Origin of the sequence: Nocardia farcinica (genome assembly GCF_001182745.1) — a bacterium.
In the GTDB taxonomy this organism is placed as follows: Bacteria; Actinomycetota; Actinomycetes; order Mycobacteriales; family Mycobacteriaceae; genus Nocardia; species Nocardia farcinica.
Genome location: NZ_LN868938.1, coordinates 1,623,407 through 1,640,064, shown reverse-complemented (window position 1 = coordinate 1,640,064; position 16,658 = coordinate 1,623,407). Strand labels below are relative to the sequence as shown.

General features: G+C 70.8%; 16 protein-coding genes and 1 pseudogene. 6 read left to right on the top strand and 11 right to left on the bottom strand.

Going from position 1 to position 16,658, the window contains the following annotated elements:
• Positions 1-115 precede the first annotated feature (115 nt).
• Positions 116-598, bottom strand: a complete 483-nt coding sequence (locus AMO33_RS07925; RefSeq protein ID WP_011209002.1) for a nuclear transport factor 2 family protein — start codon at positions 596-598, stop codon at positions 116-118.
• A gap of 177 nt (positions 599-775) precedes the next feature.
• Here AMO33_RS07925 and AMO33_RS07920 point away from each other — a divergent pair, with 177 nt between their 5' ends.
• Positions 776-988 carry a three-helix bundle dimerization domain-containing protein gene (locus AMO33_RS07920; protein ID WP_011209003.1) on the top strand — a complete coding sequence of 71 codons (213 nt, stop codon included), beginning with the start codon at positions 776-778 and terminating at the stop codon, positions 986-988.
• Positions 989-1,070: 82 nt separating this feature from the next.
• Positions 1,071-1,895, top strand: a complete 825-nt coding sequence (locus AMO33_RS07915) for an IclR family transcriptional regulator (protein WP_060591676.1) — start codon at positions 1,071-1,073, stop codon at positions 1,893-1,895.
• Positions 1,896-1,899: 4 nt separating this feature from the next.
• Here the strand turns inward: AMO33_RS07915 and AMO33_RS07910 are convergent, their stop codons facing one another.
• From AMO33_RS07910 to AMO33_RS07885, 6 genes are all read right to left on the bottom strand, one after another.
• A complete protein-coding gene (locus tag AMO33_RS07910) occupies positions 1,900-2,562 on the bottom strand; it encodes a biliverdin-producing heme oxygenase (RefSeq protein WP_041560097.1) in 663 nt (220 codons plus the stop codon).
• Between the two features lie 144 nt (positions 2,563-2,706).
• Positions 2,707-2,976, bottom strand: coding sequence for a GlsB/YeaQ/YmgE family stress response membrane protein (locus AMO33_RS07905; protein ID WP_082668612.1), 270 nt, complete (start codon positions 2,974-2,976; stop codon positions 2,707-2,709).
• 77 nt (positions 2,977-3,053) lie between these two features.
• Complete coding sequence (locus AMO33_RS07900; protein WP_011209007.1) at positions 3,054-4,571, bottom strand: threonine/serine exporter family protein; 1,518 nt, start codon at positions 4,569-4,571, stop codon at positions 3,054-3,056.
• A 98-nt stretch (positions 4,572-4,669) separates the two neighbouring features.
• Positions 4,670-6,304 carry an ABC transporter permease gene (locus tag AMO33_RS07895; RefSeq protein ID WP_060591675.1) on the bottom strand — a complete coding sequence of 545 codons (1,635 nt, stop codon included), beginning with the start codon at positions 6,302-6,304 and terminating at the stop codon, positions 4,670-4,672.
• On the bottom strand, positions 6,301-7,218 hold the full coding sequence (locus AMO33_RS07890; RefSeq protein ID WP_060591674.1) for an ABC transporter ATP-binding protein: 918 nt from the start codon (positions 7,216-7,218) through the stop codon (positions 6,301-6,303). The genes AMO33_RS07895 and AMO33_RS07890 overlap by 4 nt, the downstream gene beginning before the upstream one ends.
• Positions 7,218-7,871 carry a TetR/AcrR family transcriptional regulator gene (locus AMO33_RS07885; protein WP_060591673.1) on the bottom strand — a complete coding sequence of 218 codons (654 nt, stop codon included), beginning with the start codon at positions 7,869-7,871 and terminating at the stop codon, positions 7,218-7,220. Before AMO33_RS07885 ends, AMO33_RS07890 begins: the two co-directional genes overlap by 1 nt.
• A 77-nt stretch (positions 7,872-7,948) precedes the next feature.
• Here AMO33_RS07885 and AMO33_RS07880 point away from each other — a divergent pair, with 77 nt between their 5' ends.
• Positions 7,949-9,880, top strand: a complete 1,932-nt coding sequence (locus AMO33_RS07880; protein ID WP_060591672.1) for an acyl-CoA dehydrogenase family protein — start codon at positions 7,949-7,951, stop codon at positions 9,878-9,880.
• Positions 9,881-9,926: 46 nt separating this feature from the next.
• Here the strand turns inward: AMO33_RS07880 and AMO33_RS07875 are convergent, their stop codons facing one another.
• From AMO33_RS07875 to AMO33_RS07860, 4 genes and pseudogenes are all read right to left on the bottom strand, one after another.
• Positions 9,927-10,556: a phosphatase PAP2 family protein gene (locus AMO33_RS07875; protein WP_060591670.1), complete on the bottom strand. Its 630-nt coding sequence runs from the start codon at positions 10,554-10,556 to the stop codon at positions 9,927-9,929.
• A 25-nt stretch (positions 10,557-10,581) separates the two neighbouring features.
• Positions 10,582-11,472, bottom strand: coding sequence for a nuclease-related domain-containing protein (locus AMO33_RS07870; protein WP_060591668.1), 891 nt, complete (start codon positions 11,470-11,472; stop codon positions 10,582-10,584).
• Positions 11,473-11,571: 99 nt separating this feature from the next.
• Complete coding sequence (locus tag AMO33_RS07865) at positions 11,572-12,963, bottom strand: DUF2252 domain-containing protein (RefSeq protein ID WP_060591666.1); 1,392 nt, start codon at positions 12,961-12,963, stop codon at positions 11,572-11,574.
• A 52-nt stretch (positions 12,964-13,015) separates the two neighbouring features.
• Positions 13,016-14,709 (bottom strand): annotated as a pseudogene (locus tag AMO33_RS07860) (GMC oxidoreductase).
• Positions 14,710-14,838: 129 nt separating this feature from the next.
• On the opposite strand from AMO33_RS07860, the gene AMO33_RS07855 reads away from it, so the two are divergent.
• From AMO33_RS07855 to odhI, 3 genes are all read left to right on the top strand, one after another.
• Positions 14,839-15,432 (top strand): CDP-alcohol phosphatidyltransferase family protein, encoded by a 594-nt coding sequence (locus tag AMO33_RS07855; protein ID WP_011209016.1) that lies wholly within the window; start codon positions 14,839-14,841, stop codon positions 15,430-15,432.
• 78 nt (positions 15,433-15,510) lie between these two features.
• Entirely contained in the window at positions 15,511-15,909 is a 399-nt protein-coding gene (gene gcvH / locus AMO33_RS07850; protein ID WP_011209017.1) for a glycine cleavage system protein GcvH, read from the top strand.
• 164 nt (positions 15,910-16,073) lie between these two features.
• Positions 16,074-16,559, top strand: coding sequence for an oxoglutarate dehydrogenase inhibitor Odhl (odhI, locus tag AMO33_RS07845; protein WP_011209018.1), 486 nt, complete (start codon positions 16,074-16,076; stop codon positions 16,557-16,559).
• The last annotated feature ends 99 nt before the right edge of the window (positions 16,560-16,658 follow it).

Here is a 16,658-nt window from a genome sequence, read left to right as displayed (position 1 = left end):
GACCTTTCGTGTGGGTATCCGAACGGACTATTCCCCGGAAACGCCGCCGCCGCAAGCGTTACCGTCGACCGGTCACCTTACCCAGCAACGCACACGGTCGCGCATCGCAGGCAGGTTACTGCCCGGTCGGGGTGGCCCACATGTTCGACAGCAACGCGAAACTCGGTGTGTCGGCCAGCGACTGGCTGGACTCGTAGATGCGCCGGTACCCGGTTTCCACGATGCGCCAGTTGCCGTCGGCGTCGCGGCGGTAGCGGTCGCTGTAGTAGCCCGCGCCGCGGATCAGCGCGCCGAATTCGGTGGCGATCACGGTGTCTTCGAAGGCCCACGAACCGGTGGCGGTGTCGCCGTCGACGGTGATCTCGGGATGGTGGGCGATGTGTACCGTGACGATGGCGGGGCCCAGGTTCGCGCGCATGAATTCGGTGATGGCCGCGCGGCCCTCGAACGCCAGCGGCTCGCCGAGGGCGTGCGTGCCGTAGCGGCCGACGGCGTCCTCGGCCAGGGTGTCGGCGAACTCGTCCCAGAGTTTGAGGTCGAGCGTGCGGAAGTAGCGGTACTTGAGCCTGCGCACGTCTTCGATTGCTGCCAGATCCATCCGCTCAGCCTGGCACGCCCTGCGCCACTCGACAAGAACGTGTTCTAATTTGTGGCGCGAAGCGAGGCCGGGGATAGCGCGGCGTCCCGCGGGGTACCCGAGGAACGGCCGCCTGCGCCGGAACCGGCGCCGTGGCCACCGGGGACCGATCCGACACACACGCGGAGGAGCACACCAGTGACCGCACCCAGCCTCGATCACGACCTGGCCCTGAAGATGGCCGCCGACCGGCTCGAGCGCGAGTTCGGCGGTGCCGTCCCGGACGCGGAGATCGAACAGTTCCTACAGGACACCTACGAGCACATCGCCGACCACGCCACCCTCGACAACTTCCTGCCGCTGCTCGCCGAGCGCTACACCCGGGAGTGGCTGCGCGAGCGCACGAGCTGAGCGGCGGCGGAAACGGCCCGAACCCCGCCCGCCCCGGCACATTCCTCTTATGCTGGCCCCGCGGTACGAAGAGAGGTGCGTCATGTCGGTCGAGATGGTGAGCCATCCCGAATCCGGGTGGGCGGGGGCGGGCCGGGCGGCGCCGCCGGTATCGATGATCGAGCGGATGACGGCGATCCTGGACGCCTTCGACGCCGACACCCCGACCGTCACCCTGCTCGGCGTCGCCGAGCGCACCGGGCTACCGCGGTCGACCGTGCACCGCATCCTCGACCAGATGGTGCGGTTGCGCTGGCTCGCGCACGCGCCCGGCGGCTACCGGCTCGGTCTGCGCGCCTTCGAGCTCGGCGGCCTCGCCGCCGACCACAACGAGATCCGCGAGGCGGTGAGCCCGCTGTTGCAGGATCTGTGCCAGCGCACCGGGATGGCCGGACACCTGGCCGTCCTCGACGGTCGCGACGTGCTGTGCCTGGACAAGGCGGGCGGACGGCAGGCCGCCGCGATCCCGACCCGGCTCGGCGCCCGCCTGCCCGCGCACAGCACCGCGCTCGGCAAGGCGTTGCTCGCCACGTTGGAGCCCAGCATCGTCGAGGCCGCGCTGCGCGAGAAGCTGCCCCAGCTGACGGCGCGCACCATCGGCGACCGCGCGGAACTGCATCGCGAGCTGGCCCGGGTGCGGGTGCGCCAGGGCGGCGTCGCCGTCGACAACGAGGAATCGGTGGACGGCGTGTGCTGTGTCGCGGTGCCGGTGCGCGGCCGCGGCGCGGCGGCCGCGGCGCTGTCGCTGTCCGGTCACGTCGGTGGGGAACGCGGCGCCCTGGACACCGCGCGGCTGGCGCGGATGCTGTCGGAGGCGGCGCAGGAGGCGGGGCGAGCGCTGTTCCCCCGGCACGAACGCCTGCGCTAGCGGCTCAGGAGGGCCGGCGCACCGGGAACTCCGCGGCCAGTTCGGCGAAGACCGCGGCGTTGAGCTCGAAAGCGCGCTTGCCCTCGTCGAGCACTCGGCGGCGCTCGAGTTCGTCGACCGGCAACCGGTCGAGCAGCGCGCGGTACTCCCGCTTGAAGGCCGCCGGGTTGGGGATGTCGTCGAAGACGTAGAAGCGCACCCCGTCCCCGCGGCGCGGCAGATCCCACAACTTCTCGGCGGTGCCGCGAATGACCTGCCCGCCGGACAGATCACCGAGGTAGCGGGTGTAGTGGTGGGCGACGTACCCGGCGGGCCACTCGCGGGCGCACTCCTCGATGCGCGCGGCGTAGGCGGCGGTCGCGGGCAGCGGGGTCAGGTCCGCGCGCCACTCGGGGCCGATCAGCGCGGTGAGGTCGCGCTCGAGTTCGGCCGTCCTGGCCAGCTCGGGTCGGATGAACGGCCCGGCGACCGGATCGGCGGCCAGCTCGTCCATGCGTGCTTCGAGCGCCCGGTAGACGAACCACAGCTGGCCGGTGTAGCGGTGATAGGAATCGATGCCGAGATGCCCGCCGAGCATGTCGGTGATGAACGTGGAGTTCTCCGCCTCGGCGTGCTGGCGCTCGGTCGCGGTGCGGATACGCGTCGAAAAAGGTACGGCTTCCGACATCTTCGATGGCACCTCGCAATCACCCGCGGGCTGCCGGGGTCTCCGGCAGCCCTGACCCGACCGGCCCGACGATACCGGCTCGGCACGATTGTCGCACCGGTCCGCCGCGGGTGGGGACGCCACGGTCGGCGCCGGGCGCACCGCTCAGCGCTTGCCCTGCAGCACCGGTGCGAGGAACAGCAGCGCGATCGCCGCGATGACGGCGAACACGAAACCCCAGAAATTGAGTTCGGTGATCGAACCCTTGCCGATCAGGCTGGCGACGATGCCGCCGATCAGCGCGCCCGCCATGCCGAGCAGCGCGGTCATCTTGAAATCGAGTTTGTCGGCACCGGGTTTCAGTGCGCGGGCGAGGAATCCGATGATGACACCGATGATCAGGAAGCCGACGATTTGGACGATTGCGTTCCACATGTGCGCAACTCTCCAACCAGTCACCCCGGTTGTCCAGCGACATGCCGGTGAATTCTTCCGGTCGTACCCGGCGGAATTCAGCCGGGCGAGGCGGTACGGCGCTTGCGGCGCACCACCGGTTTCCGCAGCGACCCGAACCGGCTGAGAATCCGTGGGCGGCGCAGGGTTCGGTCGCACCATTCACCGAGGGTGACGCCCGCGGCGAGCGCGCAGCCCACACCGAACGCGGCGAAGAGCTGGTTGAAACCGAGCAGCAGTTCGTCGTTGAGCACCGCGTACAGCCCGCGGTAGACCTTCAGGCCGGGCAGCAGCGGGGTGATGCCTGCGACCGCGACCACCAGCGGCGGCGTCATCGCCCGGCGCGCCATCAGACCACCGGCCATGCCGACCAGCGTCGCGGCGACACCGGAGGAGATGACCGGGCCGAATCCCAGGTACTGCACGAGCAGGAAGCAGATCGTGCCCGCCGCACCGCCGAACGCGGCGGCGGCCAGCGCGCGCCGCTCGGCGTAGCAGGCCAGCGCGAACGCCAGGGCGGCCACGGCACCGGCGACGAGTTTCACCGGCAGATCGGTGATGTCGCGGCCGGACACCAGGTCGATGCTGGGCACCGTCGTGCCCGCCACCTCGCCCAGGCGCAGTGCCAGCGCGATTCCGGCGACGATGCCGCCGGTCATCATCACCACCTCGAGCATGCGGGCGGCGGCGGTGATGGGTGCGCCGGTGATGGCGTCCTGCACCGAGCCGACCAATTGCAGCCCACTGAGCAGCACCGTGATGCCTGCGGCCACGATGAGCGTGGCGTCGACGCGGATGCCCAGCGGCTCGGCGAGACTGGACAGCAGGATCGCCGGTGTCGCCGCGATCAGGCCGCCCGCCATGTGCTGGAAGAAGAACGGCAGGCCGTAGCGGTTGAGCGCGCGGTTGGTGCGGTCGATGGCGGCGGTCGTGAGAAAGCTGAGCACCGTCACCAGCAGGTCGGCGCCGAGCAGCGCCGCGATCGCGGCGGCCATCAGCGACCAGCCGAAGGTCGCCACCCAGCGGGCGTAGGGGTGCGGTGCGGTGGTGATGGCGTCGAGCGCGGCGCGCGCCTCGGCGGGTGGTACGACCTGGTGACGGATCCGGCGGGTCAACCGGTCGACCGCGGCCAGCCGGGTGAAGTCCAGCGAGCGGTAGCGCACCACGCGCATGGTGCTGGCCGGGGGGAGCAGGGGGCCGCGGTCGGCCCAGATGCGGATCGAGTCGTAGGTGACGTCGACGTCGCAGCGCGACAGGCCGTAGGTGGCGGCGATGAACCGCACCTGGGTGGTGGTGTCCATCACGCCGGTGCCCGACGCGAGCACCACCTCCCCGACCCGGACCGCGAGATCGAGCACCTCGGCGACCTTGGCGTCGTCGGTGAGGTCGATCGGCTGCAGCGGGGCGGGCGCGGCGATGATGGTGTCGGCGGTGGCCTGCCGGTCCGCGACCAGCACACCGACGGCCTGTTCCAGCAGGCGAGGGGCCCGGCGCGGCCACAGCCGCGGTCGTCGCGCGGCACGCTGCCGCTGCCGATCGATGTAGTCGTCTCCTCCCGAGATCGCGTCCAGACCCATGTTCTTCGACGGTAGTCGAGCCATCCGGGTGCGGCATCGGCCCAGGTACGGCCCGCGCGGCCGGGCCCACACCGGTCATGGCGCGGGCCCGGACCCCATCACCGCAGGTCGCGGCGTCGATACCCGAGCAATCCGGCGCCGGTCAGCACGGCCGCGACGGCCAGCAACCACAGCAGCGGGGTGATGTGAAATTCGGCACCCGGAAGTTTGGGCGGGTGCACGAAGGGCACGAGGTCGACCAGCCACTGCGGCAGCCCGTCGAGCGAGCCGACGAAGAACAGCACGATCGTCGTGCTCAACACGCCCCATGCCACCGGGGCGAAGCGCGGCGCCAGCCCGAACAGCGCGATCGCGACACCGGTCAGCACCCAGACCGCGGGCACCTGCACCAGCGCGGCCGCGACGGTCCGGGGCAGCTTCGCACCGAGGTCGCCGGTGGCCGCGCCGTAGACGATTCCGACCGCCGCACCCGCGACGATGAGCGCCAGGACCGGGCCGAGCAGGGCGATGCCGAGATGGCCCGCGGCGTAGCGAACCCGGCCGACGGCCGCGGCCAGCGTCGTCTCGGCGCGGCCGCTGGTCTCCTCGTCGTGCAGGCGCAGCACCGCCGAGATCGAATAGGCCGACGCGGCCGCGGCGAGCATGGCCACCGCATAGGCGATGAACGACTGTTCCAGGCTCTCCGAACCGCCCATCCGCACCACCAGGTCGGTGATCGCGCCGCTGTCGCCGATCATGTCGCCGATGCTGTTCACGGCGCCGCCGATCATCAGCCCGTAGAGGCCGAAGCCGATCGTCCACGCCAGCAGCGAACCGCGCTGCAACCGCCAGGCCAGCCCGCCCGGACCGGCCAGATCCGCCCCCGCGGCCGCGGGCCCCGGCCGCTGCGCGATCAGCCCCGAGCCGGTGTCGCGGGTGCCGAGCAGTCCGTAGGCGACCAGGGTCGCCAGCACCGCGACGGTGGCCAGCGGCAGCAGCACCCACCAGCGCTCCTGCGCGTAGGGCCGGATCTGCAGGCACCAGCCCAGCGGGGAGAACCAGGACAGCACCCCGTTGCCCGCATCGCCTGCGGCGCGCAGTGCGAACGCGGTGCCGAGGACGGCGAAGGCGAGCCCGCGCGCCACCCGGGCCGACGTGCTCAGCTGGGCGGTCACCGCGGCGACGGCCGCCCAGACGATGCCCGAGGCGGCCAGGGCGGCACCGAAGGCGACCGAGCCGGCCAGTGCCACATCGGTCGCGGCCAGCGACAGGGCACACAGGACGCCGGCGAGCGCCGACCCGCCGAACGCCACCAGCAACGCGGCGGTGAGCCCGGCGAAACGGCCGATGCTGGTCGCGCCGACCAGTTCGGCGCGGCCGGATTCCTCCTCGGCCCTGGTGTGCCGGACGACGGTGAGCACGGTGGCGATGGCGATCATGCTGTACATCGCCCCCGCCTTCCACGTCCCGATCGAGCCGAGCGTGTTCTCGAACACCGGTCCGTACATCGCCAGCAGCGCCGGGCTGGCGGCGGTGGTGCGGGCGAAGCTGTCCAGCTGTTCCTGGGTGGTGTACAGGTCGCGCACACTGATCAACTGGAACGCGGGCATCAGGCCGAGCACCAGGGTCCACAGCGGCAGCACCACCCGGTCGCGGCGCAGCACCAGGCGCAGCAGTTGCCCGGTGCCGGCGAAGTCCGCGGGATGCCCGAACAGCGGTGCGCTGAACGGCCTTTCGGCGGTGATCGCGGTCATGCCCGCACCACCTGTCCGGCCTCGTCGGCGCCGCCGACGTGGTAGTGCCGCAGGAACAGCTCCTCGAGCGTCGGCGGAGCACTGGTGAGACTGCGCACGCCGGTGTCGCCGAGCACCCGGATCAGCTCGCCGAGGTGTTCGCTGTCGACCTGGCAGCGCAGCGTGTCGCCGTCGCGCTCGATGTCGTCGACCCCGGCGATGCGGCTCAGATCGCCAGGGTCACCGAGCAATTGGGCGGTGATCGAGGTGCGCGAGAGGTGGCGCAGGTCGGCGAGCGAGCCGCTCTCCACCGTGCGGCCGGCCCGGATGATGGTCACCCGGTCGCACAGCGCCTCCACCTCGGACAGGATGTGGCTGGACAGCAGCACGGTGGTGCCGCGCGCGGCCGCCTCGCGCACGCAGTCGCGGAACAGCTGCTCCATCAACGGGTCCAGGCCCGAGGTCGGCTCGTCGAGCAGCAGCAGGCGCACGTCGGAGGCGAACGCGGAGACGAGCGCGACCTTCTGGCGGTTGCCCTTGGAGTAGGTGCGGGCCTTCTTGCGCGGGTCCAGATCGAACCGTTCGATCAGTTCGTCCCGGCGGGCACGGTCGATCCCGCCGCGCATGCGGGCCAGCAGGTCGATGGTCTCGCCGCCGCTGAGCGAAGGCCACAACGTGACATCGCCGGGCACATAGGCCAGTTCGCGGTGCAGCTCCACCGCGTCGGTCCACGGGTCGCGTCCCAGCAGTTCGGCCTGCCCCGCGGTGGCCCGCAGGATGCCGAGCAGAATGCGGATGGTGGTGGACTTGCCCGCGCCGTTGGGCCCGAGGAAGCCGTGGATCTCGCCTTCGGCGACCTCCAGGTCCAGGCCGTCGAGGGCGGTGACATGGCCGAACGTCTTGCGCAGGTCCCGGATTCGGATGACCTCGGACATCAGCGCTCCTTGGTGATTTCGTCGAGAAGTGTGGGGTCGGTGAGCAGGCCCTGGGTGTAGAGCTCCAGGGCGGGGCCGGTGAGTTCTTCGGTGATGCGGCGGATGGCGGCGCGGAAATCGATCGTCTCGCCGTCACGCTGGTGCAGGCGCACCCACAGCAGCGTGGCGCCGACGTTGGCCAGCATCAGGTGCCTGGCCCGGGCCTTGGGATCACGGCTGGGCTTGATCACGCCCGCCTCGACGCCGCGACGCATGTAGTCCTCGGCGTCGGCGACCATGTGCTCGAACAGCGACTCCGCCATCGGTCCGCCTGCTTCCAGACTGCGCACCATGTAGGCGACCAGCGGACCGTAGGCCTCCACCTCGGCCATCGCGGCCAACAGGCCCGCACCCGTGTCCGGTGCGAGAAGCGCCTTGGTCTTCTCGTCGTGGATGAGTTGCAGCACCCGCTCGTCGCAGGCGGCACGCAGGCCGTCCTTGGAGCCGAAGTGGTGGTTGACCAGCCCGGGGGATACGCCTGCCGCCGCCGCGATCACGCGTACGCCGACATCGAATCCGCGGTCGCCGAAGACCTCGATCGCGGCGTCGCGAATGCGCGCCGCCGTGGTCAGTTCCGTGGGGGATCCTTGCGATACGGGCTGTTGGTTGAACACATGTTCAGTATATTAAACAGTCGTTCAACGCGCGCGCAAGGGTTTGACCACCCCGCTTGACGGTTATCGTCGGAGGCATGGCAACCGGCAGCCCGACGACGGCAGATCACCTCCGAGCAGCACTCGACGGACCCTGGCGTGACATCCGGCAGCAAGCCCGCCGCGAACTCGCCGACGAGCGCTTTCTCGGGGACCCGAACCTCGACTACAAGGCCGCGCGGGCGCGGGTGCTCGACCAGATGCGCCTGCTCGCCGCGATGGATTACGCCAAGCGCGGTTTCCGTCTGGAGAACGGCGGCGTCGGCGACCCCGGCGGCGCGGTGACGGCACTGGAGATGGTCGCCTACGCCGACCTGTCGCTGTGGGTGAAATCCGGCGTGCAGTGGGGCCTGTTCGGCGGGGCGGTGGAGAACCTGGGCACCGAGCGCCATCGCGAGTACATCAAGCAGCTGATCTCGCTGGACCTGCTCGGCTGCTTCGCGATGACCGAGTCGGGCCACGGCAGCGACGTCGCCAGCCTGGAGACCACCGCCACCTACGATCCGGCGACCCAGGAGTTCGTGATCCACTCGCCGACGCCCTCGGCCCGCAAGGACTACATCGGCGGCGCGGCCGAGCACGCCCGGATGGCGGCGGTGTTCGCGCAGCTGATCACGCAGGGTGAAGGCCGCGGCGTGCACTGCTTCCTGGTGCCCATCCGGGACGAGCAGGGCGCCGACCTGCCCGGCGTCACCACCTCCGACGACGGCCTCAAGGGCGGGCTGCTCGGCGTCGACAACGGCCGCATCGTCTTCGACCACGTCCGGATTCCGCGGGAGAACCTGCTCAACCGCTACGCCGACGTCGAGCCCGACGGCACCTACAGCTCACCCATCGAGAACCCGAGCAGGCGCTTCTTCACCACGCTCGGCACGCTGGTGCGCGGCCGGATCAGTGTGGGCGGCGCGGCCGCCGCGGGCGCGCGGGTCGCGCTCAGCATCGCCGTCCGCTACGCGCTGCAGCGCCGCCAGTTCGCCGACCCCGACAGCGGGACGGAGACGGTGCTCATGGACTACCGGATGCACCAGCGCAGGCTGCTGCCGCTGGTCGCCAAGTCCTTCGCCTACGCCTTCGCGCAGAACGACCTGGTGCGCCGGATGCACGTCATCCAGACCGGCCAGAACCTCGACCCCGGCGCCCAGCGGGCCTTGGAGAAGCGGGCCGCGGGTCTCAAGGTCGCCCAGACCCGGCACGCCACCCGCGCCATCCAGGAATGCCGGGAGGCGTGCGGCGGCGCCGGCTACCTCACCGAGAACCGGCTGGTCACGCTCAAGGCCGACACCGACGTGTTCACCACCTTCGAGGGCGACAACGTCGTGCTCACCCAGCTGGTCGCCAAGGAACTGCTCACCGCCTACGCCGACGAGGTCCAGGATCTCGACGCGCTGGGCTGGGTGCGTTTCGCGGCCACCATGGCCGGTGACGTGGTGCGCAAGCGCTCGGGCGTGCGCCAGCTGATCCAGACCCTGCGCGATCGCAGCGACGAGTCGGTCGACGAGGGCGACCTGTCGCGCCGCTCCACCCAGTTGCAGCTGTTCGCCGACCGCGAGGACTATCTCGTCCGCACCGCCGCCCACCGGCTGCGCGCCCGGGCCGAGGACACCACGCCGTTCGAGGGCTTCAACAACGCCCAGGACCACATCCTGGCGGCCGGGTCCGCGCACATCGACCGGCTGGTGCTGGAAGCCTTCATCGAGGGCATCGGCGAGATCGAGGACCCCGAGGCCAGGGCGCTGGCCGAGACCGTGTGCGACCTGTTCGTCTACACGCTGCTCGAGGAGAACTCGGCCTGGTACATCATGCACCGCTTCATGTCCGTCGAGCGGGCGAAGGCGGTGCGGCGCGGGGTCAACGAGCTGGTCGACCGGCTGCGCCCGCACGCACTCACCCTCGTCGAGGCGATGGGCGTGCCGGAGGAGATGCTGCACGCGGCGATGCTGCACGACGCCAGCGTGTACCAGCGGAGCTGACGCCGGATCGGGGGCGGCTCCTTCGGTGGCGCTGCCCCCGACCCGTTCAGGGGACCGAGTCGTCGTGCCCCGGTCCGCGGGCGGGTCGACGCGAACCCGCGAGCCGTTCGGCCGCGGCGCATCCGGCGATGCCGAGGGCCAGTGCCGCCGCGGCTCCGCCGACCACATCGGTCGCGTAGTGGTAGTCCATGCCCACCTGTCCCACCACCACGGCGCCGCAGGCGACCACCCCGGCGACCGCGACGGCCAGGCGGACGCGGGCCGAATCGCACAGCAGCACAACGGTCGTCACCACGGCGACCAGGTGCACGGTGTGCCCGCTCGGATAGGCGAGGTAGTCGTGCAGCGGCCGGTCGAACAGCGGCTTGAGCACCCAGGTGTTGAGCGCGATCGCCGCCTCGGGCACCACGAGCATCGTCGCCGCCCGCCACCACTGCCGTCGCCACCCGAACCACGCGATCGCCGCCAGCAGCAGGGTCACCACCAGCCAACCGTCGCTCGGCGCGACCAGCACCCGGTGGATCGCGGCGGGTGGGTCGGTGCGCACCATGTCCGCGAGCGCGCGGTCCACCCCCGTCGGGCCGCCGCCGGGCGGAAAGGTGAGCGGGAGGGTCAGCGTGACGAGCGCGGCGAGCGTCGCGACGACGGCCCGGCCGGTGAGCTTCTGATCGAGCACCCGACGACGATAACCAGGGCCGCGCTCAGCCCGGCCCGTAGGTGAGGAACGCCGACACCAGGAACCACAGCACCCACGCCGCGGCGATCACCATCCCGATGGCCAGCGTGGTGCGCATGAACGCGCGCCCCATGTCGATGTCGCCCGCCTCGAACGGATACAGCTTCCACGGGCTGTACCACGGCGCGCGCACCAGCGGTGGCCGCGCGTCGCGTTCGAGCTGCGCGAGCTCCTCGGCGTAGGCCTCGGCCTGCGCCTGGGCCGGGCCGCCGTGCCACAGGGTGATGTCGATCGGCCCCAGGAAGCCCTCGTTCAGCAGCTCCTGCGGAGCGGGTAGGTAGGGGAGCAGGCCGAGCCCACGAAACGCCACCGCGACGTCGTTGGCCGTCCACAGGTGCTTCTCGCTCTGCGCCAGCGTGTCGAAGTAGTGCCGCAACCGGCCCGGGTCACTGCCCAGGATCGCATCGAAGCTCGGGTCGCTCCAGGCTTGGCGGACCTCGAGCTTCGACCCGCGCGGCGGGATGACCAGCGCCACCCCGTGCACCGCCCGCTGGCCGAGGCCGCGCGCGGACAACCAGTCCTGCAAGGCGAAGGTGTGCTCGCGGGACCGCTCCAGCGGGGTGCGCTTGTCGCGGCCGGTCATCGTGATCTGCTCGCCGTCGATGGTCCACGGGCCGTTGAGCGGGACCTCGAGGGTGCCGTCGCGCTGGGTGTCGGGCTCGGCGGCCTCGATCACCACGCAGCTGGTCGGCGTCCACACCACCGCGTCGAACTGGTGCAGCCGATCCTGGTGGAACAGACTGCAATTGATCGTCGCGACGCCGTGCGGGCTGTCCGGGTCCTTCCAGGTGCGCAGCCAGTCGATCAGCGCCCGCTCGGCAGTGGTGCCTGCCGGGTTCTGTACTCGCACAAGCATTCGCGACCACCCTTCACGTCGTCACTCGACTCCGCACAGGATACGAGGAATCCGCCACCGCGCGCCCCGGCGCCGACGCGGCGTGTCGGCGCCCGGTGCTCACTCGGGGAGTTCGGCGCGCAACCGGCCCGACGCCACCGCGCGCACGAGCTCGGCGTGGTCGGCCTCGGTCCGGTCGGCATAGCGGACCGCGAAGGCGGCCACCGCCTCGTCGAAGCGCTCGTCGCCGTCCAGATAGCCCGACAGCAGCCGCGGGTCGAGCGAGCGGGCGTGTGCCCTGGCCAGCAGCGCCCCCGCCAGCCGGCCGTAGTCGTCGAGATCGTCCTTGCCCAGGCCCGCCGGATCGATGCTGCCCTTGAGATTGCGGAACTGGCGCACGATGAACGGCAACTCGCGCCCGTCCAGCCGCAGCGTGGTCCAACCGAGCAGGATGTCGGTCTCGGCCTGAACCAGCCTGGCGCCCTGCACGATTCGCTCGCCCTCGTGCGCGACCGGGGCGGCGGGCAGGTAGGGCGCGAGCGCGGAGGGGATGGCCTGCTTGAGCTGCAACACCAGCACCTCCTCGTCGTTGCCGTGCAGCAGCGCGACGTAGCTGTGCAGGCCGACGCTGCCGGTGCCGACGATGCGGAAAGCGATGTCGGACACCGCGAATCGGGCGAGCAGATCGCGCCGCGACTCGCGCAGCGTGACGCCGTAGCGTTCCAGGCCGTCGGTGACCGCCTCGGCCACCTCCTCGCTCACCTCGGTGAGCACCGGCGGGTCGGCGACGAAGCGGCGCTTGCGCACCCCCGTCTCGTGGTCGTCGATGTGCTCGGTCCACTTCGCGGCGACCTTGGCGCTGGTGTTCTTGCGCGCCTTCTTGGCGGCCTTCTTGAAATCGTCGATCAGGTCGTCGGCCTTGGCCCGGCCGAGGATCGATTCGTCGGGCAGCGCGCTCCAGGACTCCATGAACGGCCGCCCGGCCAGATCGTCGATCGCCAGCCGGTAGGAGCGCGCCGCGTCCAGCGCGGCGGCCCGGCAGTCGTCCTCGCCGACGCCGGACTCCCGGCCGGCCAGCACCAGGCCGGCCGCCAGCCGTTCCAGGTCCCATTCCCACGGCCCGCGGATCGTCTCGTCGAAATCGTTGATGTCCATGACGATCTCGCCGCGCGAGGTGCCGTAGAGGCCGAAGTTGGCCGGGTGGGCGTCCCCGCACAGCTGGGCGTGCACGCCGGTCACCGGGCCGTCCGCGAGATCGGCGGCCATCAGGCCCGCCGCGCCCCGGTAGAAGGTGAACGGACCGCTCGCCATCCGGCCCACCCGCAGCGGCACCAGATGCGCGAGCCGGTCGGCGTGCGCGGCGGCGAGGAAATCGAGCACGGCGGGCCGGCGCGGCCCGGCGGCCTGCCGGTCGCGAGCCGTCGCCGGCACGTGCTCCCGCAGGGCGCGGCCCCTGGCGCGTACCTCGTCGGCGGGCACGAAGGTACGCAGGTCGATACGACTGTCTGACACAGCCGCTCACGTTAATGCCGTGGCCTGCGCCGCGCGCGGAACCCGGCCGGGATCACGGCGCGGGCACCGGCGGATCGACGGGGGTGATCGGCAACCGCAGCGCGCCGGGCGCGTGCTCGGGCACCGTGGGCCGCACCGGCCGGACCGGATCGATGCGCCGGTACGGTGCGCCCAGCTCCGGGCGCGGATCGGGCTCACCCTTGTTCGGCCAGAACGCCATCGCGCGCTCGGCCTGCGCGGTGATGGTCAGCGACGGGTTCACGCCCAGATTGGCCGTCACCGCGGAACCGTCGGCCACGTGCAGGCCGGGGTGCCCGAACACGCGCTGGTAGGGGTCGACGACACCGGAGCGCGGGGTCTCGCCGATCACGCAGCCGCCGATGTAGTGCGCGGTCGCCGGGATGTTGAACACGTCCATGATCAAGCCGTGGGTGTCGCCGTCGATCTTGTCCGCGAACCGCCGCGCGATGTCGTGCGCCAGCGGGATCCAGGTCGGATTCGGCTCGCCCGTGCCCTGTTCGGTGCGCAGCGCGCCGCGCTTGCGGAACGAGGTCAGCGAGTTGTCCAGCGACTGCATCACCAGCAGGATCACCGACTTCTCCGAGCCGCGGTAGGGCACCCGGCTGCGCAGGAACGCCAGCGGATGGGTCAGGATCGCCAGCAGGAACCGTAGGAACCGGAACGCCCCGCCGTCCACCAGCGGCACCGCCATGGTCGCCAGCGCGTTCTGGCCCTTGCCGTAGTGGCACACCTCCACGTGCGTGTTCGGCTCCGGGTGGATGGAGGAGGTGATCGCCACACCCTGAGCGAAGTCGTACCGGGACCGGCTGGCCACGTTCAGGATCGCCTCGGAGTTGCTGCGGGTGAGTTCACCGAGCCGGGGGGACAGTCCGGGCAGCACGCCCTCGTCCCGCATCCGGTGCAGCAGCTTCTGGGTGCCCAGCGCCGCGCCCGCGAAGACCACCTGCTCGGCGGTGAAGGTCCTGGGCTCCTTGCGGATCCAGCGCCCGGACCGCTCGGTGTCCACCGCGTACCCGCCGCGGGCAGCGGCCGCACCGCGGTGGCGGTGGTGAGTTCGTGCACCCGCGCCCCGGCCTGCTCGGCGAGATAGAGGTAGTTGGTGGTGGTCGTGTTCTTGGCGTTGTGCGGGCAGCCCGTGAAACAGCGCGCGCAGTGGACGCAGCCGCTGCGGCGCGGCCCCGCCCCGCCGAAGTAGGGGTCGTCCACCTCCTCGCCCTGCCGGTCCTCGTTGAAGAACACACCCACCTGGGTGGGATGGAAGGTGTCGGCCACGCCGATGTCCTCGGCGACCTCCTTGATGATCTCGTCGGCCGGGGTCGTCCGCGGGTTCGGCGCCACGCCGAGCATGCGCTTGGCCTGGTCGTAGTACGGGGCGAGTTCGCTGCGCCAATCGGTGATGTGGGCCCACTGCCGGTCGGTGTAGAAGGCGGGCAGCGGCTCGTAGAGGGTGTTGCCGTAGATCAGTGACCCGCCGCCGACCCCCGCGCCGGCGAACACCGCGCACTTGCCGAGGATGCTGATCTGCTGCGGCCCGGTCAAGCCCAGTTTCGGTGCCCAGATCGACTTGCGCAGATTCCAATTCGTGGCGGGCAGATCCGCGGCGTCCCAGCGCCTGCCCGCCTCGAGCACGCCGACCCGGTACCCCTTCTCGGTCAGCCGCAGGGCGGCGACGCTGCCGCCGAACCCGGAGCCGATCACCACCACGTCGTAGTCGAACTCGGCCATGTCTTCCTCTCCATCACCATCGGTTCGATGAGATGATTTCACAGTCATTCTTTCACCGCGGGTGTTGTGGCGAAAAGCAACCGCGCGCCCGGATGGCGGTCACCGGGGCCGGTGCGGTAAGCACAGCGTGTGACGACGACGCCGGCCGACCGCATCCTCACCGTCCCCAACGTGCTGAGCGTGCTGCGACTGATCGGCGTGCCGGTGTTCCTGTGGTTGTTGCTGGTCGAACGGGCCGACGGCTGGGCCTTCGCCCTGCTGGTCGCCAGCGGGATCACCGACTTCCTCGACGGCAAGCTGGCCCGGCTGCTCGACCAGAGTTCGCGGCTGGGCGCGCTGCTGGATCCCTTCGTCGACCGGCTCTATCTGGTCACCACGCTGGTGGCCTTCGTGGCGCGCGGGCTGCTGCCCTGGTGGGTGGCCCTGCTGCTGGTCGGGCGCGACGCGGTGCTGACCCTGACCCTCTCGATCTATCGCCGACGCGAACTCGACCCGCCCGAGGTGATCTACCTCGGCAAAGCCGCCACCTTCGCGCTCATGTCGGCGCTGCCCTGGCTGCTGGCCGGGCAGATGGACTGGCCGCTGGACGGTTTCGGACGGGCCTTCGGCGGGGCATTGTTGATCTGGGGCACCGCGGTGTATCTGTGGACCGGCGTGCTCTACACGGGCAAGGCGGTCGCGGTGGCACGGGCGATACCGGCTGTGCGGCAGCATCACCCATAACCGCCGGCGTCACCCGGTACCGATAAGGTTGCGTGCAGCGTTCACGACGAACGACGGTCATGACGGAAAGGACGCCCAGTGGCAGTGACCCCCGAGGATCTGCGCTACACCGAGGAGCACGAGTGGGTCCGGCGGATCGGCCCCACGCGGGTCCGGGTCGGCATCACCGACTACGCCCAGTCCCAGCTGGGTGACGTCGTGTACGTTCAGCTGCCGGACGAGCAGCGCGAGGCCGCCGCGGGCGAGAGCATCGCCGAGGTGGAATCGACCAAGAGCGTCTCGGACATCTACGCCCCGCTGGCCGCGAAAGTCGTTGCGGTGAACGAAGAACTGTCCAACGCGCCGGAGACGCTGAACGCCGATCCGTACGGTGCGGGCTGGCTGTTCGAGCTGGAGGTGGCCGATGCCGCCGCACTCGACGTCACGCTGGGCGAACTGCTGGATGCGGCAGGTTATCAAGGAGTTATCGGGGGCTGAACCGGCCTTCCCGGTTCTCCCTGCACGGGCGGGCCCCGGCAGGGTACGGTCAAAGCCAACGGATGAGCCGGCGCGGTGACGTCGGCGTTCTGACGACACGACCTCGTGTCGACCAAAGCATCACCTGCTTGCATGGATAATCAGGTTCGAGGAGGAGAGAAACGGTGAGCGAGAACAAAGACCCGGGTTACCAGGAGACCGCGGCCGAGACGACGTCGGTCTTCCGCGCGGATTTCCTGAACGAGGTCGACGCGTCGCGCTCCGGTGAGCAGACCGGCGAACAGCCGGTTCAAGGGGTCGAGGGCCTACCGGCGGGCGCGGCCCTGCTGGTCGTCAAGCGTGGCCCCAACGCGGGCTCGCGGTTCCTCCTGGACCAGCCGACCACCTCGGCGGGCCGCCACCCCGACAGTGACATCTTCCTCGACGATGTCACCGTCAGCCGTCGGCACGCGGAGTTCCGTCAGGACGACGACACCTTCCAGGTGGTCGACGTGGGCAGCCTCAACGGCACCTACGTCAACCGGGAGCCGGTGGACTCCTCGGAACTGCAGAACGGCGACGAGGTGCAGATCGGCAAGTTCCGGCTCGTGTTCCTCACCGGTCCGCGCGCACAGGTGAACGAGCCCTCGGCGGGTGCGGGCAGTCTATGAGAACCACGTCGGACGGCGGCGTTCGCGGGGGCACGCGTGGCGGTAGCGCGCGGTCGTCGAACCCGTCGCCGGTCCGGCGTGCGGCAACGGACGGGAAGG

What these genes read in the sequence shown, in the direction of transcription:
- AMO33_RS07870 (WP_060591668.1), bottom strand. Translation starts at nt 11,472, where the DNA reads ATGCTTGTGCGAGTACAGAACCCGGCAGGCACCACTGCCGAGCGGGCG.
- AMO33_RS07890 (WP_060591674.1), bottom strand. Translation starts at nt 7,218, where the DNA reads ATGTCCGAGGTCATCCGAATCCGGGACCTGCGCAAGACGTTCGGCCAT.
- AMO33_RS07925 (WP_011209002.1), bottom strand. Translation starts at nt 598, where the DNA reads ATGGATCTGGCAGCAATCGAAGACGTGCGCAGGCTCAAGTACCGCTAC.
- AMO33_RS07900 (WP_011209007.1), bottom strand. Translation starts at nt 4,571, where the DNA reads ATGGGTCTGGACGCGATCTCGGGAGGAGACGACTACATCGATCGGCAG.
- AMO33_RS07905 (WP_082668612.1), bottom strand. Translation starts at nt 2,976, where the DNA reads ATGTGGAACGCAATCGTCCAAATCGTCGGCTTCCTGATCATCGGTGTC.
- AMO33_RS07880 (WP_060591672.1), top strand. Translation starts at nt 7,949, where the DNA reads ATGGCAACCGGCAGCCCGACGACGGCAGATCACCTCCGAGCAGCACTC.
- AMO33_RS07915 (WP_060591676.1), top strand. Translation starts at nt 1,071, where the DNA reads ATGTCGGTCGAGATGGTGAGCCATCCCGAATCCGGGTGGGCGGGGGCG.
- AMO33_RS07895 (WP_060591675.1), bottom strand. Translation starts at nt 6,304, where the DNA reads ATGACCGCGATCACCGCCGAAAGGCCGTTCAGCGCACCGCTGTTCGGG.
- AMO33_RS07910 (WP_041560097.1), bottom strand. Translation starts at nt 2,562, where the DNA reads ATGTCGGAAGCCGTACCTTTTTCGACGCGTATCCGCACCGCGACCGAG.